Genomic DNA, 23,853 nt, shown 5'->3' with positions numbered 1-23,853 from the left:
GGTCCCGCCGGCGCGCTTCGCGCCTGCCTACAGGGTGCATGGGCCAAGAGCAGGCACAGTGCATGGATGAACGCGCTCCATTCCTACGATTACGACGTACTCATCATCGGCGCCGGCTCGGCAGGCCTAGCGGCGCTGCGCGCCGTGCGCCGCCACACGCAACGCTTTGCGCTGATCGACGCCGGCCCCTGGGGCACCACCTGCGCGCGCGTGGGCTGCATGCCCTCCAAGCTGCTGCTCGAAGCCGCCCATGCCTACGAGCGGCGTCATCAGCTGGAGGCGTTCGGCGTGCACGGCGCCGACCAGCTGCGCGCCGATGTTCCTGCCGTGCTGCAGCGCGTGCGCGACGAGCGCGACCGTTTCGTCGCTGGCGTGCTGAAGTCCATCGAAGCGCTCGGTCCGCGCGCGATCCAGGGCCGCGCCCGCATCGTCGATCCGCATACCGTCGAGATCGACGGCCAGCGGCGGCTGAGCGCGCGCAGCCTGGTCATTGCCACCGGCTCGAAACCGCATGTGCCCGAGGAATGGCAGACCCTGGGCCCGCGCCTGCTCACCACCGACACGCTGTTCGAGCAGCCCGACCTGCCGCGGCGCATGGCCGTGCTGGGCCTCGGGCCGCTGGGTACCGAAATGGCGCAGGCGCTGGCGCAGCTGGGCATCGAGGTCACGGCCTTCCATGCGAGCGCGACACTGGCGGGCCTGGCCGACCCCAAGGTCAACGCGGCGCTGCGGCAAAGTCTGGAGCGGTCGATGCAGTTGCAGGTCGGGCAGACCCCGGCGCTGGGAGAATCCGGCCCAGCCGGCATCACCATCCACGCCGGTGACTTCTCCACGCAGGTCGACGCGGTGCTGGCGGCCACGGGCCGGCGCCCGGCCATCGAAGGCCTGGGGCTGGAGAACCTGGGCATTGCGCTCGACCCGCATGGCCTGCCCGAAATCGACCGCCATACCATGCAGCTCGAACAGCTGTCGGTGTTCTGGGCCGGCGACGTCAATCCCGACCGCGCGCTGCTGCATGAAGCCGCCGACGAAGGCGAGATAGCCGGCAGCAATGCCGTGGCCGAGCATCCGCGTGCCTACAAGCGCCGCACGCCGCTGGCCATCACCTTCACCGAGCCTTCGGTGGCAACGGTGGGCCTGGCCTACGACGACCACTGGAGCGACGAGGTGGCCATTGGGGCAGTGGACTTCGCCAATCAGGGCCGCGCGCGCATGGGGCTGCGCAATGAGGGGGTGCTGCGGCTTTATGCCCGGCGCGACGGCGGCGAGCTGCTGGGTGCGCAACTGTGCGCTCCCGCGGGCGAGCACCTCGCGCACCTGCTGGCCTGGGCCATTGCGCGCGGCAGCAGCGTTGCCGAGCTGCTCGAGCTGCCGTTCTACCATCCCGTGATCGAGGAAGGCTTGCGCACCGCGCTGCGCGACGTCCAGGCCCATGTGCATGCCGCGCGCGATACGGCGCCACCCGCCTATTGCGCCCCGAGCGACCTGGACGGGCTGGAGTGAGGCGCCGAAAAGACGCCTGCACACCGCATTGTTCCGCCCATGGCGCACCCGCAGGACCGCCTACAGTCTCGGCTGCTTCACTCAAGGTCTGCCCCGCCATGGATATCGTCTACGACCGCGCCCTCACCCAAGCCAGCCGCGCCTGGTCGCAGCAACGCGTGGTCGATACCCAGACCCTCGCCGCGCTGCGCCGCGGCGAGCAGACGGCGGCGGACAAGACCGCTGCGGCCACGGCCGCGCAGCAGGCGCTGCTGCAGCCCGAGCTGGCACGCTTCGGCCTGCTGGGAACCCGCCTGAACCTTTTTGCCTGAATCCGGCGGCGATTTCGGGGATGATGGCGCATGACCCATCCCCTGATAGAACAAATGACCCTGGCGCGCAAAGCCGCGCACATGACCCAGGCCGAACTGGCCGAGCGCGCGGGGCTGTCGCGCATGACGGTGCAGCGCCTTGAGAGCGGCGGCCTGGACCCGCGCCTGTCGACCCTGAGCGAGATGGCGCGCGTGCTGGGCCTGGAATTCCATGCGGCCGTGCGCAACGAAGACGGCGCCGCGGCCGGCTAGCCCCTGCGGGGCGGGTTTGCATAATGGTCGGCATTTCCGCACTGCAAAGGAGACCCCATGACCGCCTCCCCGCCCCCGCTTCGAGCGCTTGGCCGCTCGGGCCTGCAGGTTTCGCCGCTGTGCTTCGGCGGCAATGTGTTTGGCTGGACCGCGGATGAACCCACGTCCTTCTCGCTGCTCGACGCCTGGCTGGACGCCGGCTTCAATTTCATCGATACCGCCGATGTCTACTCGCGCTGGGTGCCCGGCCATGAAGGCGGCGAGTCCGAGCGCATCCTGGGCAAGTGGCTGGCACGCAGCGGCCGGCGCGCGCAGGTGGTGCTGGCCACCAAGGTCGGCAAGGACATGGGCAATGGCAAGGTCGGCCTGCGGCCCGAATACATTCGCCAGGCGGTCGAAGCTTCGCTGCAGCGCCTGCAGACCGACTATATCGACCTCTACCAGTCGCATGACGATGACACCGGGGTCCCGTTCGCCGACACGCTGGGCGCCTATGCCGACCTGATGGCCGCGGGCAAGGTGCGCGCCGTCGGCGCCTCGAATTATGGCGCCGCGCGTTTCAAGGAAGCGCTGCTCGCCAGCGAACGGCTGGGGCTGCCGCGCTATGAATGCCTGCAGCCGCTGTACAACCTCTACGACCGCGCCGGGTTCGAGCGCGAGCTCGCGCCGCTGTGCGTGTCGCAGGACATCGGCGTGATCAACTTCTATGCGCTGGCCGCGGGCTTCCTCACCGGCAAGTACCGCAGCGAGGCCGATGCGCGCAAGAGCCCGCGCGGCCCGAACACCGTCAAGACCTACCTGAACGCACGCGGCCTGGCCATCCTGCAGGCGCTGGACACCGTGGCCGAGCGCCAGGCCGTGCAGCCCGGCCAGGTGGCGCTGGCCTGGCAGCTGCAGCGCCCCGCCATCACCGCGCCGATCGCGAGCGCCAGCACGCTGGCCCAGATGGAGCAACTGGTGCAGGCCGCGCGGCTGCGGCTGTCAGCCGACGATCTGGCGCTGCTCAATGCCGCCAGCGCCGAGGACGGCGCGCGCGACTAGGCCGTATCAGGCCGCGGCAATGCGCTGGCGCACGGCCTCGAACAGGCACACGCCGCTGGCCACCGACACGTTGAGGCTCTCGACCGCGCCCTGCATGGGAATGCTCACCAGCTCGTCGCAGGTCTTGCGCGTGAGCTGGCGCATGCCGTCGCCCTCGGCGCCCAGCACCAGCGCCACCGGGCCCTTGAGATCCATCTGGTAGATGTTCTTCTCGGCATCGCCGCTGGTGCCGATGATCCAGATGTTGCGCTCCTTGAGCTCATTGAGCGTGCGCGCCAGGTTGGTGACCATGAAATACGGCACGGTCTCGGCCGCGCCGCTGGCGACCTTGGCTACGGTGGCGTTGATGCCGGCGGCGTGGTCCTTGGGCGCGATGACCGCATGCGCGCCAGCGCCGTCGGCGACGCGCAGGCAGGCGCCGAGGTTGTGCGGATCGGTCACGCCGTCGAGCACCAGCAGCAGCGGGTTCTTCACGCCGCTTTCCTCGAGGTTCTCGAGCAGCTCGTCCAGCGAGGTGACCTGCTTGGTCGCCTCGACGCGCGCCGCCACGCCCTGATGGCCATGGCTGCCGGCCAGCTTGGCCAGGCGCTCGCCATCGGCTTCGACCAGTTTGGCACCGGCCGAGCGCGCACGGTCGAGGAACTGGCGCATGCGCGCATCGCGGCGCGAGGCCTCGTAGTAGATTTCAACGATGGATTGGGGCGCGGTCTTCAGACGCACGCCGACGGCGTGGAAGCCGAAGAGCACTTTGGGGGACGACATAGCCCGCGATTATCGGCGCAAGGGCATGCCCGGCAGATTCCCGGTGGCATCCGCGCAGCCCATGCGGCGCATACCGCGCGCAAATGCGCGGCGCATCAAGGTTTTATACGCAGCGCTTACACTCCGGCTCCCGCAGCACCACCGCCAACTGCGGGACGCCTGCTGCCGCGTCCCCGCCCTTTCGCTCTTCATGTCCATGATATTCAAGTCCTTGCTGCACTGGCTGCGGCGCACCAGTCTCGTCAAGCAAATCGTGATGGCACTGATAGCCGGCATTGCATTTGCCTACCTCTGGCCGTCCGCCACGCCCGCGGTGGCGATTCTGGGCAAGCTGTTCATCTCGGCGCTCAAGGCGGTGGCGCCAGTGCTGGTGCTGATCCTGGTCATGGCTTCGGTCAGCAACCATCGCCCCGGCGAGTCCACGCTGATCCGCCCGGTCCTTTGGCTGTATGCCATCGGCATGCTCTCATCGGCCATCGTGGCGGTGTTTGCCAGCATGCTGTTCCCGTCGACGCTGGTGCTCCAGACCGCGGCGACCACTACGGCGGCGCCGCCGGGCAATGTGCAGGAGGTGCTGCTGGCGCTGCTGCTCAGCGCCGTCGACAACCCGGTCAATGCGCTGCTGACCGCCAACTACATCGGCATCCTGGTCTGGGCGGTGGGCCTGGGCATGACGCTGCGCCACGCCAGCGAAGGCACGCGCCAGCTGCTGACCGACCTGTCGCATTCGATCACGGCCATCATCCAGGGCGTGATCCGCTGCGCGCCGATCGGCATCTTCGGCCTGGTCGCCGCGACCTTTGCCGATGCCGGCACGGCCGCGCTGCTCGGCTATGCCCATCTGCTCGCGGTGCTCGTCGGCTGCATGCTGTTCGTGGCGCTGGTGGTGAACCCGATGATCGTGTTTGCCAAGATCCGCCGCAACCCCTATCCGCTGGTGCTGCTGTGCCTGCGCGACAGCGCCGTGACGGCATTCTTCACGCGCAGCTCGGCCGCCAACATCCCGATCAACCTGGCCCTGGCCAAGCGCCTGAACCTCGACGAAGACACCTACAGCATTGCCATCCCGTTGGGTGCGACGATCAACATGGCCGGCGCGGCGATCACCATCAGCGTGCTGTCGCTGGCGGCGGCGCACACGCTGGGCATCGTGGTGGACATTCCCACGGCCATCCTGCTGTGCATGGTGGCGTCGGTCTGCGCCTGCGGCGCGGCGGGCGTGGCGGGCGGCTCGCTGCTGCTGATTCCGCTGGCCTGCAGCCTGTTCGGCATCTCCAGCGATGTGTCGATGCAGGTGGTGGCGATCGGCTTCATCATCGGCATCGTGCAGGATTCGGCCGAAACCGCACTCAACTCCTCCACCGACGTGATCTTCACCGCCGCGGCCTGCCAGGCCGAGGAGCGCCGGATCGCCGCACTGACCTGAAAGCGCCTGCATGCTTTTCGCGCCGCTGAAATACATCCACCTGCTGGCCGTGATCCTCTGGCTCGGCGGCATGGCGTTTTCCCACTTCTTCCTGCGCCCCGCGGCGCAAACCCTGGAGCCGGCGGCGCGCGTGCCGCTGATGCATGCCGTGCTCAAGCGCTTCTTCGCGGCCATGCTGGTGACGGTTGCCGTGGTGCTGCTGTCGGGTGCGGGCATGGTGGCTTCGGTCTATCACATGGCGTCGCAGGCCGGCCTGCGGTTCCAGATGCCGCTGTCCTGGCATGTGATGGCTGCGCTGGGGCTGGTGATGGCCGGCATCTTCGGCCACATCCGCTTTGCGCTGTTCAAGCGCCTCGACCGCGCCGTGCAGTCCGGCGACTGGCCCGCGGGCGGCAAGGCACTGGCCAGCATCCGTGTCTGGGTCGCCGGCAACCTGGCGCTGGGCGTGGCCATCATCACCGCGCTGCGCCTGGCGCTGTGATGGCGCGGGCGGCGCCACGGCGCGCGTTTCTGCGCTGCCTCGCTGCCGGCGTGATGTCCTGGGCGCTGCTGGCCGCGCCTGCAGCGCAGGCCCACGCCGTACGCGACCAGCAGGGCCGCACAGTGGAAATGGCGCGCGTGCCGCAGCGCATTGTTTCGCTGCTGCCCTCGGCCACGGAATCGCTGTGTGCGCTCGGCGCCTGTTCGCGGCTCGTCGGGGTCGATGCGTTCTCGAACCATCCGCCTGAAATCGCCGCCTTGCCGCGCCTGGGCAGCGTATCCGCACCGCACTTCGAGGCCATCGTGCGCCTCAAGCCCGATGTGGTGCTGATGTCGCATTCACCGCCGCTGATGGCGCGGCTGGCGCAGTTCGGCATTGCGGTGGTGGTGCTGGACGCACAGGATCTCGCGGGGATACGCGCGCAGTGGCAGGTGCTCGACAGCCTCCTGCAGCAGCAACGTGGCGATGACCTGTTCGCACGCCTGCAAGCCGAACTCGGCCGCATTGCCGCCGGCATGCGGCAGCTGCCGGCGCGCCGCGTGTACTTCGAGATCGATGCGACGCCCTATGCGGCGGGCCCGGCGTCCTTCATCGGCGAATTGCTCGCGGCGCTGGGCGCGAGCAACATCGTGGCTCCCGCGCAGGGCGCCTTTGCGCGCCTCACGCCCGAGTACGTGGTGCGCCAGAACCCGCAGCTCATCATCCATACCGCGGAAACAAGCGCCCGCGACCTCGCCCAGCGCCCCGGCTGGGCCGCGACCGATGCCGTGCGCGAAGGCATGATCTGCAGCCTGGGGCGCGCGGACACCGATCTGGTGTCGCGGCCCGGCCCGCGCCTGGCCGAAGCTGCGGCGGTGCTCGCGCGCTGCCTGCAACTGGCGCCCCGATAGGCGCGCAAAAAAAAGCGCCCGCAGGCGCTTTCGGGTGCAGCACGGCGGGGCTTAGAGCCGCCAACACAACCCAGCAAATCGAAGATTTGCGGTTGCTGCTAGGCGCGGAGCCGCAGGCAGTGCGAGTAGCACGACAAGGCGACGCAACGACGCAGCAAGGGTTGTGTTAGCGGCTCTTACTTGTAGAAAGCCTCGACCTTGCCCTTGATCTTGATCAGCAGCGGACGGCCCTTACGGTCGAGCGTCTTGCCGGCGGGCACGCGCACCCAGCCTTCGCTGATGCAGTATTCCTCGACGTCGAAGCGTTCCACGCCATTGAAGCGGATGCCGATGTCATGCTCGAACACCGCCGCCACATGGTGCGGGCTGCGCGGGTCGATGGAGAGATGGTCGGGCAGCGCCGGGGCTTGGGTGGTGTCGCTCATGGAATCCTTTCAGGTGCATCGAAGATGCGTTCAACCCGCCATTTTCGCGGATTTTGCGGGGCTCAGGACGCGCGCTCGTGATTTCCCGGCTGCAGGCGCTGGGCCTCGTCGCGCAGCGTTTCGCGCAGCCAGCGCCAGACGGCCTGGATGCGCGGCACCGACTGGCCTTCCTGCGGCATCGACATCCAGAAGGTGCGCGTGAAGCGCGCCTGCGGCTGGTGCACGCGGCTGAGCAGCGGGTCGCGGTCGGCGAGGAAGGCCGGCAGCACGCCCAGGCCCGCGCCCGCGCGCACGGCCTCGTACTGGGCGGTGATGCTGGTGCTGCGAAAGGCATAGCGCTGTGGCTGGAACAGGCTTTCAATCAGCTGCAGCTCCTTGGTGAACAGCAGGTCGTCGACGTAGTGCACGAACGCGTGGTGGCGCAGATCGGTGGTCTCGCGCACCAGCGGGCGGCGCGCCAGGTAGTCGCGCGCGCCATAGAGATAGAGGTCGTAGTCGGCGAGCCGGCTCACCACCACCGCGCCGCGCTTAGGGCGCTCCAGCGAGATCACGATGTCGGCTTCGCGCCGCGACAGGTGCAGCAGCCGCGGCAGCGCCAGCAGGTCCACCGACAGCTGGGCATGGCGGCAGGTCAGCGCGGCGAGCTTGCCGGCCAGCAGCGAGGTGCCCAGGCCTTCGGTGGTGCCCACGCGCACCAGCCCGCTCGGGCCTTCGGCCGACGCGCCCGCATGGTCGGCGCTGCGCTCGATGCCGCGCGCCGCCTCGGCCATTGCCTGCACCGCGGGCAGCAGCGCGCGCCCGGCTTCGCTCGGCCGCAACCCGCCGGGAGTGCGCGTGAACAACGCCTGGCCCAGGCTTTTCTCCAGCGCCTGGATGCGCCGCGCCACGGTGCTGTGCTCAACCTGCAACACGCGCGCGGCCGCCGACAGGCTGCCTTGCTGGCCCACGGCGGCAAAGAAACGCAGATGTTCCCAATCCATGAAAACCCTTGGTGAATACGCCTGATCCAGCGCTGGCGCGGCCTGTGCGGGCTGTGCATTTTTGCAAAGCCCAAATGCGCAAACCGCTGTTGCCTCGCGAAATATGCACAGCTAGCATAGTGCATCGCTGCTGGATTCCTTACAACACCGGAGACAAAGACATGAACGCCCCTACCGCTGCTTCCGTTCTCGCCCCGAGCGTGAAATTGCTGATCGACGGCCAGATGGTCGAATCGCGCACCACGCAATGGCGCAATGTCGTCAACCCTGCCACGCAGGAAGTGCTGGCGCGCGTGCCATTTGCCACGCCCGAGGAAATCAATCTCGCGGTGAGCAGCGCCAAGAAGGCGTTTGCAACCTGGAAGAAAACGCCCATCGGCACGCGCGCGCGCATCTTTCTGAAGCTGCAGCAGCTGATCCGCGAGAACATGGGCGAGCTGGCCGCGCTGCTCACCGCCGAGCAGGGCAAGACGCTGGCCGACGCCGAAGGCGACGTGTTCCGCGGCCTGGAGGTCGTCGAGCACGCGGCCGGCATCGGCAACCTGCAGCTCGGCGAGCTGGCCAACAACGTCGCCAATGGCGTCGACACCTATTCGATCCTGCAGCCGCTGGGCGTGTGCGCAGGCATCACGCCCTTCAACTTCCCGGCCATGATTCCGCTGTGGATGTTCCCCATGGCGATTGCCACCGGCAACACCTTCGTGCTCAAGCCGTCGGAGCAGGACCCGATGGTCACCATGCGCCTGTGCGAACTGGCCACCGAAGCCGGCTTGCCGCCGGGCGTGCTCAACGTGATCCATGGCGGCGAGGATGCGGTGAACGCGATCTGCGACCACCCCGATATCAAGGCCATCAGCTTTGTCGGCTCGACCCAGGTCGGCACCCATGTCTACAACCGCGCCAGCCTGCATGGCAAGCGGGTGCAATGCATGATGGGCGCGAAGAACCACGCCATCGTGCTGCCCGACGCCAACAAGGAGCAGACGCTGAACGCGCTCGCGGGTGCGGCGTTCGGCGCGGCCGGCCAGCGCTGCATGGCGGTCTCGACGGCGGTGCTGGTGGGCGAGGCGCAGAACTGGATTCCCGAGATCGTCGCCAAGGCGCGCACGCTCAAGATCAGCGCCGGCGTCGAGTCGGGCACCGATGTCGGCCCGGTCGTGTCCTGCGCCGCGCTGGCGCGCGTCGAAGGGCTGATCGCGCGCGGCGAAGCCGAGGGCGCCACGCTCGAACTCGACGGCCGCAAGCCAGAGGTCGCGGGCTACGCCAACGGCAATTTCGTCGGCCCGACCATCTTCAGCGGCGTGAAACCCGGCATGGCGATCTACGACCAGGAAATCTTCGGCCCCGTGCTGTGCCTGCTGGGCGCCGACTCGCTGGACGACGCGATCGCGCTGATCAACGCCAATCCAAATGGCAACGGCACGGCGATCTTCACCCAGTCGGGCGCCGCGGCGCGCAAGTTCCAGGAGGAAATCGACGTCGGCCAGGTCGGCATCAACGTGCCGATTCCCGTGCCCGTGCCGATCTTCTCGTTCACCGGCAGCCGCGCCTCCAAGCTCGGCGACCTGGGCCCCTACGGCAAGCAGGTGGTGCTGTTCTACACCCAGACCAAGACCGTCACGGCGCGCTGGTTCGACGACAGCACCACGACCGGCCGCGTCAACACCACCATCAATCTGCACTGAGGAGCCGCGGCGCTGGGATGATAGGGGCATGAACGTTCTGCTCTCCCCTTCCCTTCTTGGCGCTGGCATGCTCGCGCTGGCGCTGCTGCCCGCCACCAGCCAGGCCCAGGCCGGCGGCGCCTGCGAGCGCGCCTCGAGCGCGGCTGCCGCGCGCAATGCCTGCGCCGTGCTGGACTTCCAGGCCGCCGACACCGCTGGCACCATCCTGTATGGCGACGTCATGCGCGCGCTGTCGGCGCATGAGCGCCCGGCGCTGCGCAAGGACCAGTCGGCCTGGAGCCGTGAGCGCATCACCGGCTGCAAGGCCGCGCATGCGCGCGACGAGGCGCTGGACGACTGGCCCGCGCGCTACCACCATTGCCTGCAGCAGGCCACCGAAGCGCGCCGCGCCGCGCTCATGCACTGGCTGCAAAACGGCGAAGCCCCCCCAAAACAATAGGAACAGCCATGGATTTCGAACTCAGCGACGACCAGCGCGCATTTGCCGACACCGCGCGCCAGTTTGCCCAGGCCGAGCTGGCGCCGCATGCCGCGCGCTGGGATGCCGAGGGCCACTTTCCGCGCGAAGCCATTGCCAAGGCCGGCGAGCTGGGCTTTTGCGGCCTGTATGCGCCCGAAAACGCCGGCGGGCTGGCGCTGCCGCGGCTCGATGCCACGCTGGTGTTCGAGGAAATGGCAGCGGTCGATCCCTCGACCACGGCCTTCATCACCATTCACAACATGGCGACCTGGATGCTCGGCACCTGGGCCCAGGACGCACTGCGCGAGCAATGGGGACCGCAGCTCGCCAGCGGCAGCAAGCTGGCCTCGTACTGCCTCACCGAGCCCGGCGCGGGCTCCGACGCGGCGTCCCTGGTCACGCGCGCCGAGCGCGATGGCGGCCATTACCGCATCAGCGGCAGCAAGGCCTTTATCTCGGGCGCGGGCAGCACCGACCTGATGGTGCTGATGGCACGCACCGGCGAAGCCGGGTCGGGCGCGGCGGGCATCAGCGCGTTTGCGGTACCCGCCGATCTCGAAGGCATCAGCTACGGCAAGAAGGAAGAAAAGATGGGCTGGAACAGCCAGCCCACGCGCGTGATCCACTTCGACAACGTGCAGGTGCCGGCGCAGAATCTGCTGGGCCGCGAGGGCGAAGGCTTCAAGATCGCGATGAAGGGGCTTGACGGCGGCCGCATCAACATCGCCTGCTGCTCGGTGGGCGCGGCCCAGGGCGCGCTGGCCCAGGCCCAGGCGCATCTGCATGCGCGGCGCCAGTTCGGCAAGAGCCTGGCAAGCTTCCAGGCGCTGCAATTCAAGCTGGCCGACATGGCCACCGAACTCGTGGCCGCGCGCCAGATGGTGCGGCTGGCCGCAGCCAAGCTCGACGCCGGCGCGCGCGACGCCTCGACCTACTGTGCGATGGCCAAGCGCTTTGCCACCGACGCCGGGTTCATGGTCTGCAACGAGGCGCTGCAGCTGCATGGCGGCTACGGCTACATCCGCGAGTACCCGCTCGAGCGCCTGATGCGCGACGCGCGCGTGCACCAGATCCTCGAAGGCACGAACGAGATCATGCGCGTGATCATCGCGCGGCGCATGCTCGAGGACGATGCGCCCGATGTGATCCGCTGAAGACCCATGCCACGCGATCCCGATGCCTTTTCCCCCGGCCTGGTGGCCGCGCTGCGCCAGGCGCTGGGCGGCCGCAGCGATGTCGAGGAGCGCCCGCTGTTCGGCTGTCTGTGCTTCATGGTCGGCGGCAAGCTGTGCCTGGGCGTCAAGCGCGACGAACTGCTGGTGCGGCTGCCGCCCGCGCGCCACGACGAATTTCTCGAGCAGCCCGGCGTGCGCGCGCTGTCGCCGCAGGGCGGCATGCCAGGCTACTTCTTCGTCGAACCCGATGGCTATGCGCGCCGCGAACGGTGGGAAGCCTGGATCGGCGAAGCCCTGGCCTACAACCCGCTCGCTCGCGCCACGCCGCGGCGCCGCGCCAAACAAGCTGCCGAAGACTGAGCACCCCACTTCCATCACAACCAGGAGACAAAAATGAAAATCGCCTTCATCGGCCTCGGCCACATGGGCGGCCCGATGGCCGTCAATCTGCAAAAAGCCGGCCACAGCGTTGCGGCTTTCGACCTGTCCAAGCCGGCCTGCGACAAGTTCGCGGCCGCGGGGCTCACGATTGCCGCCAGCGCCGAAGCCGCCGTGCAGGGCGCCGAGGTCGTGATCAGCATGCTGCCCGCGAGCCGCCATGTGCAGGCGCTTTACCTCGGCGCGGCCGGCGCAGGCGCGACGGGCGAAGGCGGGCTGCTGGCGCACATCGCACCGGGCACGCTGGTGATCGACTCCTCGACCATTGCCGCCGCGACCAGCCAGCAGGTGGCGCGCGCCGCCGGTGCCGCCGGCATCGATTTCATCGATGCGCCGGTCTCGGGCGGCACGGGCGGCGCCATTGCCGGCACGCTGACCTTCATGGTCGGGGCGAGCGCAGCGCAACTGGAACGCGCGCGCCCGGTGCTGGAGAAGATGGGCAGCAACATCTTCCATGCCGGGACCGTGGGCGCGGGCCAGACCGCCAAGATCTGCAACAACATGCTGCTGGGCATCCTGATGATCGGCACCAGCGAAGCCATTGCGCTGGGCGTGGCCAACGGGCTCGACCCCAAGGTGCTGTCCGAGATCATGCGCCGCAGCTCGGGCGGCAACTGGGCGCTGGAGAAATACAACCCCTGGCCCGGCGTGCAGGAGAACGCGCCCAGCAGCAAGGACTATGCGGGCGGCTTCGGTACCGACCTGATGCTCAAGGACCTGGGCCTGGCGCAGGAGAACGCAGGCGCGGTGCAGGCCAGCACGCCGCTGGGCGGCCTGGCGCGATCGCTCTATGCCATGCATTCGATGTCCGGCCATGGCGGACTGGACTTCTCCAGCATCGTGCAAAGCCTGCAAAAGCGCGCCAGCTGAGCGCCAGGGGCTGGGCGCCGCGCGGACAATGGGCAACAATGCGGGTCGCGGGCCGGCATGGCGCGCACCGGCGGCCCTGACAGGCGGCGCGGCACGGCCGCGCGGACAATCGGGGCGCGCCACCCCAATCCGCGCGGTGCGCGATTTCCGCCTGAAAGGAGTTTCGGATGAAATACCTGCAACCTTCTGCCATTGCGTCGGCCCTGCGTGCCGGCGGGCTGAGCCTGATCAGCATGGTCGTGATGGGCACGGCCAGTGCGCCCGCCTACGCCGAGACGCCGGCGCAGTGGCAGGCCGCGCTGCAGCAGTCCCGGCTGTCGCTGGGCCAGGCCATCGATGCAGCGGAAAAGGCCGTTCCGGGGCGCGCGTTCGAAGCCCAGCTCGACATCGATAACGGCTCGCCGCACTTCGAGGTCGATATCCTCACCGTCCAGGGCGAGCATGTGGAGGTGCATGTCAACGCCGGCACGGGCGCGGCGCAGCAGCACAAGAACCGCGGCGCGGCCTCGGCCAAGGACAGAAAGCGCCTCGACGCCAGCAAGATCAGCTTGAACCAGGCGCTCGATGCGGCGCTCAAGCACACGCCGGGCACCGCCGTCGATGCCGAACTGGGCAACGACTGGGGCCGCGCGGTGATTGCGGTCGATGTGTTGACCGCCTCCGGCCAGCGCATGGAAATCAAGATCAGCCCCATCGATGGTTCGGTGGTGAGCGCCAAGGCCGACTGACGGCTCGGGGGAAAAGGCAAACGCGCGCGCCGCATCTTGCCGATGGGCGCAAGAACCGCCAGAATTTCCCCATCCCCTTCCGGAGCGCTTGCCATGGCCCTTCCCCACGCCTTGCCCGCCGAGGCCATCGACGTCCTGCCCTTCGGGCCGCAACTGGCCCACGAACGAAGCGTGGCACTGTTCAAGTCGGATGACCTCGAAGTCATCCGCATGGTGCTGCCTGCGGGCAAGCGCATGCCCGAGCACAAGGTCACGGGCGGACTGGTTCTGCACTGCATCGAGGGCCGGCTACGGGTCGATATCGACAGCCGCCAGCATGCGCTGGGCGCGGGCCAGTTGCTGCATCTGCCGGGCAATGTCGCGCATGCGGTGTCGGCGATCGAGGATTCGTCGGCACTGCTCACGCTGGTCGTGCGCCGCTAGGCCTTCGCTCGCGGCCCACCGCCCAGGGACTGCGCCAGCAGCGCCCAGGCCGCGGCGTCATCCACCATCGACACCGGCACGCGCAGCATGCGGCTGGGTTCCGGTTGCGGCGAGAAAAGCACTCCGGGCGCCAGCAGCAGTCCACGCGCCACGGCCTCGGCCGCCAGTTGCTGCGAATCACGTCCGCAATCCGCCCAGACGAACATGCCCGCATGGGGCGGGTGCGGCACCTCGCAGCCCAATTGCACCAGCCCTTCGATGCAGCGGCCGCACGCCTGGTTGATACGCTCGCGCAGCCGGCCGACATGGCGCCGGTATTCGCCATCGGCAAGGATACGGTGCACCACCTGTTCGCCGAGTTCGGGCGAAGTCGGGCCGCCCAGCAGCTTGCCGTCCACAAGGCGGCGTATCAGATCGGGCCGGCCCGCGACATAACCCACGCGCAGGCTGCCTCCGAGGGTCTTGGAATACCCGCCGATCAGCAGCACGCGGCGCAGCCGGTCCAGCGCCGCCAGCCGCACCGGCATGCCGGGGTGGAAGTCGGCAAAGGTATCGTCCTCGGCCAGCAGGAAGTCGAAGCATTCGGCAATGCGCAGGACTTCATGCGCCACGCCGGCCGACAGCGTGAAGCCCGTGGGATTGTGCACCGCGCTGTTGACGATGAACAGCCGCGGCCGGTGGCGCTCGGCGAGCTGCGCCAGCGCTGTGCAATCCGGTCCGTCCTGGCGCCGCGGGACACCGATCACCTGCATGCCCTGGGCCTTGAGCAGGCCGTGCACCAGGAACCAGCCCGGGTCCTCGACCAGAACCGCATCGCCGGGCCGCAACAGCTTGCGCACCAGCAGGTCCAGCCCCTGGGTCACTCCGGCCACGGTCATCAAATGCAGGTCGGGATGGGCGGGCACATCCTGGGCTTGCAGCAGCGTGGCGATCTGCTGGCGCAGCGGCCGATAGCCCAGGGGCGTGCCATAGCTCAACAGGCTGGAGCCGGCCGTGCGGCCCACGCGGCGGATCGCGCTGCCCAGCATCTCCAGGTCCAGCCAGGCGGGGGGCAGCAGGCCTGCGCCCGCGGGGTGCCCGCCATGCCACGGGCCGCTGAACATGCTGCGCAGCAAGAAGGCGGCATCGAATACTGCAGGCACCGCACAGCCGCTGCCGGCCTCACGCTGGCCTTGGGCCGCCGCAGGCCGCGCACAGACAAAGAACCCCGCACCCCGGCGCGACCAGATCAGGCCTTGGGCCTCGAGCAAGCCGTAGGCCTGCACCACGGTGCAGCGGCTCATGCCCGATGCCCCGGCCATCACCCGTACCGACGGCAGGCGCATGCCCGGGCGCAGCCCCTGGTTGTGAATCAGCCCGCCGATGTGCGCACTCAACTGCTCCGCCAGCGTCGGCTGCGCGCCACGCCGGGGCTCCCAGCCGCGGGTGAAACCGCACTGGTTTCCGTCCCGCCCAGGGGGCACGGCATGTCCGGGGTCGTCAGGTGTCATGGTCTTGCGGGCAGGACAGTCAGGCCGAATTATTGCCAAACTGTATCGACATGATTATTTCAATAGTAAATAGCATGGCATAACTCGCGCGGTTTTCCTAGCCCCCGGGCGGGGCCACCGTCCCTTCGATCTCGACAGGAACCAGCCATGAATGCAACCGTCTTCTATCCGCTGCTCATGTTCACCGTTGTCTACTCCATCACGCCTGGACCGAACAACCTGTTGCTGGCGGCCTCGGGCGCGGCCTTCGGCTATCGCCGCAGCCTGCCGCACATGCTGGGCGTGAGCATCGGGTCGGCGCTCATGCTGTGGGTGGTGGGCTGCGGTCTTTGCACTGCGTTCGACCGCGTGCCGCAGCTGCACATGGCGCTCAAGTATCTTGGCGGCGCCTACATGGTCTGGCTGGCATGGGACATCGCGCGCTCAGGCCACGCCGGCCACCGCGAGGCACGCCGGCCGCTGCGCTTTTGGCAGGGGATGGCATTGCAGTGGATCAACCCCAAGACGTGGGTGATGGCGGTGGGCATCGCCGCAACCTACACCCCGCGTGACGGCTATCACGCCCATCTGCTGCAGGCCGGCCTGCTGCTGGCGCTGGTGAGCTTTCCCAGCATCAGTTTCTGGACCCTGTTCGGACAATGCGTGGCCTGCACGCTGCGCTCGCCCGCAGCCGTGCAGCGCTTCAACCGTTGGATGGCCTGCCTGCTGCTGCTGTCGCTGTATCCACTGGGCGTGGAAGTGTGGCAGGGGGCCTATGCCTGATGCAGCGCGGCCACCTGCCGCGCCAATTGCGCGATGCCGGCATCGCTCAGATCCGCACAGGCAATGCGCGTGCGTGCGGGCCAGCCGTGGAAATGGCGCGCCTGCGAACGCTCGTACTGCGGGTCGTAATGCAGTTCCATGAGCTCGGCAAACAGCGGCGCCAGGGCTTGCTCCTGCGCCCATGCCTGCCAACGCGCGACGCAGGCGTTGCCCTGGAGTTCGCGCAGCCGGTCGAGCTGCTGCGAAAGCGCGGCCACGTCATCGCCCAGATAGGCATAGTCGCGCAGAAGATAGTCGAGCCGCGCTGGTGCGGTGGCCTCCACCTCGATGCAGGGTGCGCCGCGCATGCGCTCGACCAGCGCCAGCGGCAGGACGACGCGGCCGATGCGCGGGCTTTCGCCTTCGATATAGACCGGGCGTGCCAGGTCCAGCTGTTCCAGGCAGTCGGCAAGCTGGGTCTCGAAGGCCTTCTGCGAGGGCTGCGCAATGCCCGGCAACTGGCCCAGCAGCGAGCCCTTGTGCCGTGCCAGGCCTTCGAGATCGAGCACCTGCTCGCCCTGCGCGGCCAGCGCATGCAGCACGCGCGTCTTGGCGCTGCCGGTCGCGCCGCACAGCACGCGCAGCTGCAATTGCGGCACCAGCGCCTCGAGCTGCTGCATCACGTGGTGGCGAAAGTATTTGTAGCCGCCCGTGAGCTGTTGCGCATCCCAGCCCACCAGCCGCAGCCAGGTCACCATCGAGCCGCTGCGCAGTCCGCCGCGCCAGCAATAGACCAGCGGCTTCCAGTTGGCAGGCTTGTCGGCGAAGGTTTCGCGCAGATGGCGCGCCAGGTTGGCCGAGACCATGGCCGCGCCCAGGCGCTTGGCTTCGAACGGGCTGACCTGCTTGTAGACCGTGCCGATGGTCGCGCGCTCATCGTTGTCGAGCACCGGGCAGTTGATGGCGCCGGGGATGTGGTCCAGCGCGAACTCGGCGGGCGAGCGCGCGTCGATCAGGGTGTGGAACTGGTGGCGGTCGGTGATGCGCACCGGCGGGCGAGGAGACATGCGAGGCTTTCGGATGGAATCAGGGCATTCCGTGATCGAGCCTCGATACGAACGGAGCGCCGCAACTGCGCGCGCCGTGGGCACGAAACGTACGCCATGCGAGCGGCGGCAGGGGGCGGCCATTGTCGCACTGTGCGCCAGACATTGCTCGAAGGCTTAGCATGGGCCCGCACTCCACTTCGCCACTCCGCCCTTGCCGCCATGCCTTCCAACAACGCTCCCGTCCTGCATTACATCTTCGATCCACTGTGCGGCTGGTGCTATGCCGCCGCCCCGCTGCTGGCGGCCGCGCGCGCGCTGCCCGGGCTTGAAATCCAGTGGCATGCAGGCGGCATGCTCAGCGGCCCGGCGCGGCGCACCATCACGCCCGACTGGCGCGCGCATGTGATGCCGCACGACGAGCGCATTGCCAAGCTCACCGGCCAGCCCTTTGGCGACGCCTACTACAACGGCCTGCTCAACCAGGTGGGCGCAACGCTGGACTCGACACCGCCGATCGCGGCCATGCTGGCCGCAGAGGCCATGGACGGGCGCGGGCTGGATTTCCTGGCGCGCGCCCAGGCCGCACACTATGTCGAAGGCCGGCAGATCGCCACGCTCGCGGTGCTGCAGGCGCTGGCGCATGAGCTGGGCCTGGATACGCTGAGCTTCACCACGCACTATGAGATTGCGCTGGCCGGCGATACCGCGCGCCACATCGAGGAAAGCCGCGAATGGCTGCAGGCGTCGGGCGGCCAGGGCTTTCCGACCTTCGTGTTCGAGTTCACCGACGGCGCCAGCGGCCGGCGCGTGGCCCAGCGCATCGACATGGGCCCGTGGCTGGGCAATCCCACAGGTTGGCAGGAGCATCTGCGCCAGGGGCTGGCCGCAGCCGAAGACGCCGCGCAAGGCTGAACCAGCACGCGCCAGCCGTTACCACAGCATCTGGACGGAATTGCGCTCAACGATGAGAAAAATTCTCATTACAATTTCGGGTTCACCTTCGTCAAACCCTATCTCGTCGGGCCTTGCGCCCTGGCCATTCCAGATATGCACAAACTGCTGTTGATCGCTGCGCTTTTCGCTGTTCCCGCGGCCGCCCCGCTTGCCCAGACCGTGGCCCCCGCCGCTGCCCAGAAGGCGGCCGTCACGGCCCCTCAGGTCGCAAGCCACTACGCCCAGCTGGTGCATGCGGGCTACAGCGATTCGCTGCAGTCGGCCCAGGCCATGCAAAAAGCCATCAACCGCCTGCTGGCCCAGCCCAGCGCCGAATCGCTGGCGGCGGCGCGCAAGGCCTGGCTGCATGCGCGCGACTTCTACGGTCAGACCGAAGCCTTCCGCTTCTACGACGGCCCGATCGACAGCGACGAAGGCCCCGAAGGCCGGATCAACGCCTGGCCCATGGACGAGTCGTATGTCGATTACGTCGAGGGCAACGACACCGCCGGCATCATCAACGACCGCCAGCAGCCGATCACGGCCGAGGCCCTGTCCGAACTCAACGAGAAGGACGGCGAGGAAAACATCGCCACCGGCTGGCATGCGATCGAGTTCCTGCTGTGGGGCCAGGACCTGAGCGCCACCGGCCCGGGCGCGCGCCCGTATACCGATTTCGTCAACGGCAAGAAGCCCAATGCCGACCGCCGGCGCGAATACCTCAAGGTGGTCACCGACCTGCTGGTCAGCGACCTGCGCGACGTGCAAGCCGCCTGGGCTCCCAATGTCAAGGACAACTACCGCGCCGAATTCGTGGCTGGCGGCAATGAGTCGATCCGCAAGATCTTCGTCGGCCTGGGCTCGCTGTCGCGCGGCGAACTCGCGGGTGAACGCCTGGAAGTGGCGCTGGCCAGCCAGGACCAGGAAGACGAACACTCGTGCTTCTCGGACAACACCCACAATGATGCGATTGCCAATGCCAAGGGCATCGAGAACGTCTGGCTCGGCCAGTACAAGCGCCTCGACGGCAAGCTGCTGAGCGGCCCCGGCCTGCGCGACCTGGTCGCAGCCAGCAATCCCGCGCTGGCGCAGGAAACCACGCTGCACATCCGCGCCTCGGTGGCCGCGGCGCAGCAGATTCCCGCCCCGTTCGACCAGGCCATCCAGGGCGAACGCTCGGCGCCCGCACGCGCCAAGATCCAGACCGTCATCGACCGGCTGATCCAGCAGAGCAAGGACCTCGCGGCCTCGGCCCAGGCCGTGGGCATCGAGCGCCTGAACATCGTTCAACCCGAGTGACTTGGCAGTTTCCATGAACCGTTTGACAGGCCGACAGGCCCTGGCCTGGGGCCTGGCAGGCATGGCCGTGCTGGGCATGCAGGTGTATGCCGATGCCCGCCCGGGCGTGGATGCTGCGGCGGGCAAGGCGGCATCTGCCGCGCCCGCCGACCATCTGCCCGGCGGCAACACCACGGTGTTTGCCACGGGGAGCAATGCCTTTTCCTTTCCCGCGGCCAATCTGGCCGATGCCGAGCGCACGCGCTTCGTGATCGGCAACTCCTTCTTCAAGCGCAACTGGGTGCAGGCGCCCGCGTCGACCACGGCGCGCGACGGCCTGGGCCCGCACTTCCTCGCGCGCTCGTGCGGCGGCTGCCATGTGCAGGACGGCCGCGCGCAGCCGCCCGACTTCCACAACGGGCTCGAGCCGCGCGCCGTCGCCGGCCTGCTGATGCGCCTGTCGGTGCCGGGCAGCAATGCCGTGGGCGGCCCGCTGCATGAGCCCACCTATGGCGATCAGCTCAACGACCTGTCCATCAACGGCGTGCGCGCCGAGGGCAAGCTGCACATCCGCTATGAAACGATCGCCGGCAAGTTTGCCGACGGCACGCCCTACACCCTCGAAAAACCCATCTATACGGTGCGCGAGCTGGGCTACGGCCCGCTTTCGCCGGACACGCTGTTCAGCCCGCGCATTGCCCCGCAGGTGATCGGCCTGGGCCTGCTCGAAGCCATTCCCGCGGCCGAGATCGAAGCCAACGCGCGCGCGCAGCAGGCCGCGGGCGGCCCGGTGCGCGGCGAGGTCAACCGCGTGTGGGATGCGTATGCCAACGCCATGCTGCCCGGGCGCTTTGGCTGGAAGGCCAACGTCGCCAGCCTTGCGCACCAGACGGCCTCGGCCTTCCAGGGCGATATCGGCATCACTTCGCGGCTGTTCCCCGACGAGGCCTGCATGCCCGCGCAAAAGGATTGCCTGCAGGCGCCGCGCGGCGCCAAGGGCCAGGGCGTCGAGATCGACGACAAGACGCTCGACGACGTGATCTTCTACCAGGCGACGCTCGCGCCGCCGGCCCGGCGCGATCCGGCCGATCCGCAGGTGCTGCAAGGCCAGCAGATCTTCATGCGCGCGCAATGCGCGAGCTGCCACCGTCCCAGCTACGTGACCGGCGCGCCGCTGTTCCCGCGCCTGAGCAGCCCGGCGCTGTCGGGCCAGACCATCTTCCCGTACACAGACCTGCTGCTGCACGACATGGGCCCGGACCTGGCCGACGGCCGGCCCGACTTCCTGGCCAACGGCAACCAGTGGCGCACGCCGCCGCTGTGGGGCCTGGGGCTGATCAAGGCCGTCAATGGCCACAGCCGGCTGCTGCATGACGGCCGTGCACGCGACCTGCTCGAAGCCGTGCTGTGGCATGGCGGCGAAGCCAGCGCCGCGCGCGACGCGGTACTGCAACTCGATGCCCAGGAGCGTGATGCACTGGTGCGCTTCCTCGAATCGCTTTGAACCGGAATTCCATGAACCACCTCCTGCATCGCGCCCTGCGTCCGCTGGCCTGGGCCGGCACCGCGCTGGCCCTTGCCGCCGGCGCGCTCACGCCTGCCGCCGCCCAGGGCATTCCCGCGGCCTACGCCGAAGTGGCGCTGCCGTTCTACACCCCGCCGCATTTGAGCGCGGGCCTCGTCACCCAGTGGTATGGGACCAATGCCGCGGCCTTTGCCGGCAGCGCGCAGGCGCTGATCGGCGGCTGGCAGCAGTACTGCGCGGGCCAGGGTGCGATCGGTGGCGTGCAGCAACGCTGGCGCGCCGCGGCCACCGACTGGGAGCGCCTGTCGGCCGTGGCGCTCGGGCCGCTGGTCGAGCGCCGTTCGATGCGCCTGCTGGACTTCCAGCCGCTGCGGCCCGCAGCCGTGCGCAAGGCCATCACCACGGCGCCCAGGGATTTGCGCGCCATGGAACGCGTGGGCGCGCCGGCCAAGGGTTTTCCGGCGCTCGAGTGGCTGCTTTGGACCGAACCCGCGGCACCGAACACGCCCGCCTGCAGCTATGCGCTGATGGCGGCGCGTGAAGTCCACGCCGAAGCGCAGGCGCTGCAGCAGGCGTTTGCCCAGCTGGCGCAGACGCCGTGGGACGAAGACGAGTCCGAAGTCGCGCCGAATCTCATGGCCGAGTTCATCAACCAGTGGATAGGCGGGCTCGAGCGCCTGCGCTGGCAGCAGATGGAAAAGCCGGTGCGCAGCCAGGGCAAGGCCGCGGCGCCCGACTACGCGCGCAGCGCCAGCCAGACCAGCCTGCCATCGTGGCGCGCGCAATGGTCGGCGCTGCAGGCGCTGGCCGTGCACCGCGGCGCCGCCGTGCCCGTGCCGGGCAAGGACATCGTGCCGATCGAGCTCTACCTGCGCGGCCGCGGCCTCAACGACCTGGCCCAGCAATGGGTCGATGCCGTGCAGGCCGCCGACCAGGCCATGGCGCAGCTGCAGTCGACCGACAAGGAAGCGGTACTGCAGGCAGTGAAGGCATTGAACCAGGTCAAGCAGCAGATGCAGGACAAGGTGGCTCCCGCACTGCAGGTCAACATCGGCTTTTCCGACGCCGACGGGGATTGAGCCATGCATGAGTCGATGCATCGCCGGCAGTGGCTGCTGCAGGCGCTGGGCTGGTCCATGCTGCCCGCATTGCCCTGGGCCGCGCGCGCGCAGGCGGGTGCGGCGGAGCGGGCCTTGCCGCGCTTCATCGCGGCCTGGCAGCGCGATGGACAGCAGCATATCGGCCAGCTCGGCTGGTCGGGCGCGACGACCTCCGCAACGCCGCAACTGCTGCCGTTGCAGACGCTCGAAGTTCCCACGCGCGCGCACGCGCTGCTGCAGGAAGCTTCGGGCGCCATCGTGGCCGTCGCGCGCCGGCCCGGCGACTGGCTGGTGCGCTGGCATCCAGGCGGGGAGCCGCAATGGTGCTGGATCGAGCCCGACCGCGTGTTCAACGGCCATGTACTGGCCAGTGCCGACGGCCGCCATATCTACACCACCGAAACCGACCTGGCCGACAGCCAGGGCCTGATTGGCGTGCGCGACGCGGCCAGCCTGGAAAAGCTCGCCGAATGGCGTACCGGCGGCATGGACCCGCATCAGCTGCTGCTTGACGGCGACGGCAGTCTGATCGTCGCCAACGGCGGTATTCCAACGCAGGCTGAAACCGGCCGGCGCAAGCTTCGCCTGGACCATATGGACTCGTCTATCGTGCGCCTGGCGCCGCAGGCGCGCGGCGAGCGCGTGGGCCTGTGGCAGTTGGCCGACCCGCGGCTGAGCCTGCGCCATCTGGCCTGGGGCGCTGCGCTGCGCTCCGGCGCGACGCGCCGCTGGCTGGGCGTGGCGCTGCAAGCCGAGCATGACGATGCGCAGGCCAAGCGCCACGCACCGGTGCTCGCGGTATTCGACGGCCAGTCGCTGCGCGCCGTCGCGTCACCCGAGCCGCTGGCGGGCTATGGCGGCGACATCGCCTTCACCGGCAGCGGCTTTGCCGTCAGCTGCCCGCGTGTCGATGGCATCGCGCTGTACGGTTCTTCCGCGCTGAGCGCGGATATCGCCTGGCAGCGCCTGCAGCCGCTGGCTGGCGCCTATGCGCTCGCGGCCGGCGCCGATGCCTCGGGTGCGCGCTTCTGGGTCGGCGGCACGCAGCAGGCGCAAGGCTTCGATGCCTCGGGACATGGGGCGCGCCTCGCGCCCGCGGAAGTGGGCGCCATTCAGATCGACAACCATTGGCTGCGCATGCAGATGGCCTGAACCAGCTGCGGATACGGCGCGAATGCTTACAGCAGCGCGCCCGCATGGATGACGTCGAGAGCGGCGAGAAAATGCGACAGTTGCATGGTCTGATCTTCCATCGAGCACCACCATGGCCTTCCCGCACGCCCAGCCCCTGCCGCCCTCCTCCCTGCCGTTGCGCGGACTGGACACGCATGTCGCCACGGGCCTGAGCTCGCTGCAGGATGAAGCCCAGGCCACGCTCGCGCCGTTTGCGCCCGGCTCCGCCGCCAGACGGGATGGCGCTGGCATGCCCCGGCACACGCGCGCCTGGCAGGCCACGTCGACCGTTCCTGACATGTCGGCAGCATCCGCGCTGCTGCGACTTGCCGCAGACGATGGCGATACCGCCGGGCAAGGCCTGATGACGCTCGATATCGACGACACCGATCCCCTGGGACGGCTCGACGAATTCCTGTGCAGCTTCTGGGACACGCGCCACCTGCTGTTCATGCATCCCCAAGACATGGCGGACCGCGGCCTGGCCGAAGGCGGCGCCGTCCTGGTGAGCGCTGCCACATCGGCAGCGCAGGTGCTGCAGGCGCTGCGCCTGCGCGTCGTTCCTTACGACGTGCCGCGCGGCACCGTGCGCGGCTTTGCGCGCGAATGCCAGCCCCTGCTGGCAGCGCAAGGGGGCGTCGCCGCCGCCCTCAGCGTGCGCGTGGCCAATATTTCCGCGTAGTCCACGCCATCCGCCTGGTCGTGAAGGCGGCC

Annotated in this window: 24 protein-coding genes and 2 pseudogenes; 21 read left to right on the top strand and 5 right to left on the bottom strand. The window is 68.7% G+C overall.

Translation table 11 applies throughout. From position 1 onward, the window contains the following. Nucleotides 1-66: 66 nt before the first annotated feature. The 4 genes and pseudogenes from HUK68_RS08805 (at nt 67) to HUK68_RS08790 (ending at nt 3,107) form a co-directional block, all read left to right on the top strand. Nucleotides 67-1,503, top strand: coding sequence for a dihydrolipoyl dehydrogenase (locus tag HUK68_RS08805; protein ID WP_175503857.1), 1,437 nt, complete (start codon nt 67-69; stop codon nt 1,501-1,503). 98 nt (nt 1,504-1,601) lie between these two features. Next, nucleotides 1,602-1,814, top strand: a complete 213-nt coding sequence (locus HUK68_RS08800) for a hypothetical protein (protein ID WP_175503856.1) — start codon at nt 1,602-1,604, stop codon at nt 1,812-1,814. A 30-nt stretch (nt 1,815-1,844) separates the two neighbouring features. Next, nucleotides 1,845-2,030 (top strand): annotated as a pseudogene (locus HUK68_RS08795) (helix-turn-helix transcriptional regulator); the annotation flags it as partial. Between the two features lie 93 nt (nt 2,031-2,123). Continuing rightward, a complete protein-coding gene (locus HUK68_RS08790) occupies nt 2,124-3,107 on the top strand; it encodes an aldo/keto reductase (RefSeq protein ID WP_175503854.1) in 984 nt (327 codons plus the stop codon). Between the two features lie 6 nt (nt 3,108-3,113). Here the strand turns inward: HUK68_RS08790 and rlmB are convergent, their stop codons facing one another. After that, nucleotides 3,114-3,869 carry a 23S rRNA (guanosine(2251)-2'-O)-methyltransferase RlmB gene (rlmB, locus tag HUK68_RS08785; RefSeq protein WP_175503853.1) on the bottom strand — a complete coding sequence of 252 codons (756 nt, stop codon included), beginning with the start codon at nt 3,867-3,869 and terminating at the stop codon, nt 3,114-3,116. Nucleotides 3,870-4,065: 196 nt separating this feature from the next. On the opposite strand from rlmB, the gene sstT reads away from it, so the two are divergent. The 3 genes from sstT to HUK68_RS08770 are packed head-to-tail and all read left to right on the top strand — an operon-like array spanning nt 4,066 to nt 6,666. Then, nucleotides 4,066-5,295 carry a serine/threonine transporter SstT gene (sstT, locus tag HUK68_RS08780; RefSeq protein ID WP_175505784.1) on the top strand — a complete coding sequence of 410 codons (1,230 nt, stop codon included), beginning with the start codon at nt 4,066-4,068 and terminating at the stop codon, nt 5,293-5,295. A 10-nt stretch (nt 5,296-5,305) separates the two neighbouring features. Continuing rightward, nucleotides 5,306-5,776, top strand: coding sequence for a CopD family protein (locus HUK68_RS08775; RefSeq protein WP_175503852.1), 471 nt, complete (start codon nt 5,306-5,308; stop codon nt 5,774-5,776). 53 nt (nt 5,777-5,829) lie between these two features. Then, entirely contained in the window at nt 5,830-6,666 is an 837-nt protein-coding gene (locus tag HUK68_RS08770; RefSeq protein ID WP_175503851.1) for an ABC transporter substrate-binding protein, read from the top strand. Nucleotides 6,667-6,842: 176 nt separating this feature from the next. On the opposite strand, the gene HUK68_RS08765 is transcribed toward HUK68_RS08770, so the two are convergent. Continuing rightward, nucleotides 6,843-7,091, bottom strand: a complete 249-nt coding sequence (locus HUK68_RS08765; protein ID WP_175503850.1) for a DUF3297 family protein — start codon at nt 7,089-7,091, stop codon at nt 6,843-6,845. Nucleotides 7,092-7,153: 62 nt separating this feature from the next. Next, on the bottom strand, nt 7,154-8,071 hold the full coding sequence (locus HUK68_RS08760) for a LysR family transcriptional regulator (protein WP_175503849.1): 918 nt from the start codon (nt 8,069-8,071) through the stop codon (nt 7,154-7,156). A 161-nt stretch (nt 8,072-8,232) separates the two neighbouring features. On the opposite strand from HUK68_RS08760, the gene HUK68_RS08755 reads away from it, so the two are divergent. From HUK68_RS08755 to HUK68_RS08725, 7 genes and pseudogenes are all read left to right on the top strand, one after another. Continuing rightward, entirely contained in the window at nt 8,233-9,756 is a 1,524-nt protein-coding gene (locus HUK68_RS08755; protein ID WP_175503848.1) for a CoA-acylating methylmalonate-semialdehyde dehydrogenase, read from the top strand. Nucleotides 9,757-9,784: 28 nt separating this feature from the next. Then, entirely contained in the window at nt 9,785-10,195 is a 411-nt protein-coding gene (locus HUK68_RS08750; protein WP_175503847.1) for a lysozyme inhibitor LprI family protein, read from the top strand. An 8-nt stretch (nt 10,196-10,203) separates the two neighbouring features. After that, nucleotides 10,204-11,370 carry an acyl-CoA dehydrogenase family protein gene (locus tag HUK68_RS08745; RefSeq protein ID WP_175503846.1) on the top strand — a complete coding sequence of 389 codons (1,167 nt, stop codon included), beginning with the start codon at nt 10,204-10,206 and terminating at the stop codon, nt 11,368-11,370. 6 nt (nt 11,371-11,376) lie between these two features. Further along, a complete protein-coding gene (locus tag HUK68_RS08740; RefSeq protein WP_175503845.1) occupies nt 11,377-11,751 on the top strand; it encodes a TfoX/Sxy family protein in 375 nt (124 codons plus the stop codon). A gap of 21 nt (nt 11,752-11,772) precedes the next feature. Continuing rightward, nucleotides 11,773-12,699, top strand: a pseudogene (gene mmsB, locus HUK68_RS08735) (3-hydroxyisobutyrate dehydrogenase); the annotation flags it as partial. A gap of 167 nt (nt 12,700-12,866) precedes the next feature. Beyond that, nucleotides 12,867-13,427, top strand: a complete 561-nt coding sequence (locus HUK68_RS08730; protein WP_175503843.1) for a PepSY domain-containing protein — start codon at nt 12,867-12,869, stop codon at nt 13,425-13,427. Between the two features lie 93 nt (nt 13,428-13,520). Further along, a complete protein-coding gene (locus HUK68_RS08725; RefSeq protein WP_175503842.1) occupies nt 13,521-13,850 on the top strand; it encodes a cupin domain-containing protein in 330 nt (109 codons plus the stop codon). Here the strand turns inward: HUK68_RS08725 and HUK68_RS08720 are convergent. Continuing rightward, nucleotides 13,847-15,340 (bottom strand): aminotransferase-like domain-containing protein, encoded by a 1,494-nt coding sequence (locus HUK68_RS08720; RefSeq protein ID WP_175503841.1) that lies wholly within the window; start codon nt 15,338-15,340, stop codon nt 13,847-13,849. The genes HUK68_RS08725 and HUK68_RS08720 overlap by 4 nt on opposite strands. 147 nt (nt 15,341-15,487) lie before the next feature. Between HUK68_RS08720 and HUK68_RS08715 the strand changes: the two genes are divergently transcribed. Then, entirely contained in the window at nt 15,488-16,102 is a 615-nt protein-coding gene (locus HUK68_RS08715; protein ID WP_175503840.1) for a LysE family translocator, read from the top strand. On the opposite strand, the gene mnmH is transcribed toward HUK68_RS08715, so the two are convergent. After that, entirely contained in the window at nt 16,093-17,148 is a 1,056-nt protein-coding gene (gene mnmH / locus HUK68_RS08710; protein ID WP_175503839.1) for a tRNA 2-selenouridine(34) synthase MnmH, read from the bottom strand. The two genes, HUK68_RS08715 and mnmH, sit on opposite strands and share 10 nt — an antisense overlap. 201 nt (nt 17,149-17,349) lie before the next feature. Here mnmH and HUK68_RS08705 point away from each other — a divergent pair, with 201 nt between their 5' ends. From HUK68_RS08705 to HUK68_RS08680, 6 genes are all read left to right on the top strand, one after another. After that, nucleotides 17,350-18,042 (top strand): DsbA family protein, encoded by a 693-nt coding sequence (locus HUK68_RS08705; protein WP_175503838.1) that lies wholly within the window; start codon nt 17,350-17,352, stop codon nt 18,040-18,042. Between the two features lie 135 nt (nt 18,043-18,177). Beyond that, nucleotides 18,178-19,362 carry an imelysin family protein gene (locus HUK68_RS08700; protein WP_175503837.1) on the top strand — a complete coding sequence of 395 codons (1,185 nt, stop codon included), beginning with the start codon at nt 18,178-18,180 and terminating at the stop codon, nt 19,360-19,362. Between the two features lie 61 nt (nt 19,363-19,423). Beyond that, complete coding sequence (locus HUK68_RS08695; RefSeq protein WP_434082466.1) at nt 19,424-20,845, top strand: di-heme oxidoreductase family protein; 1,422 nt, start codon at nt 19,424-19,426, stop codon at nt 20,843-20,845. A gap of 11 nt (nt 20,846-20,856) precedes the next feature. Beyond that, nucleotides 20,857-21,945: an imelysin family protein gene (locus HUK68_RS08690; protein ID WP_175503835.1), complete on the top strand. Its 1,089-nt coding sequence runs from the start codon at nt 20,857-20,859 to the stop codon at nt 21,943-21,945. Between the two features lie 3 nt (nt 21,946-21,948). Continuing rightward, nucleotides 21,949-23,118, top strand: coding sequence for a DUF1513 domain-containing protein (locus tag HUK68_RS08685; protein WP_434082463.1), 1,170 nt, complete (start codon nt 21,949-21,951; stop codon nt 23,116-23,118). Nucleotides 23,119-23,230: 112 nt separating this feature from the next. Then, nucleotides 23,231-23,821 carry a hypothetical protein gene (locus HUK68_RS08680; protein WP_175503834.1) on the top strand — a complete coding sequence of 197 codons (591 nt, stop codon included), beginning with the start codon at nt 23,231-23,233 and terminating at the stop codon, nt 23,819-23,821. Nucleotides 23,822-23,853: the final 32 nt, after the last annotated feature.

The organism is Comamonas antarctica, from assembly GCF_013363755.1.
GTDB classification, from domain to species: Bacteria; Pseudomonadota; Gammaproteobacteria; order Burkholderiales; family Burkholderiaceae_C; genus Comamonas; species Comamonas antarctica.
This window is presented reverse-complemented; position numbering and strand designations above follow the sequence as displayed.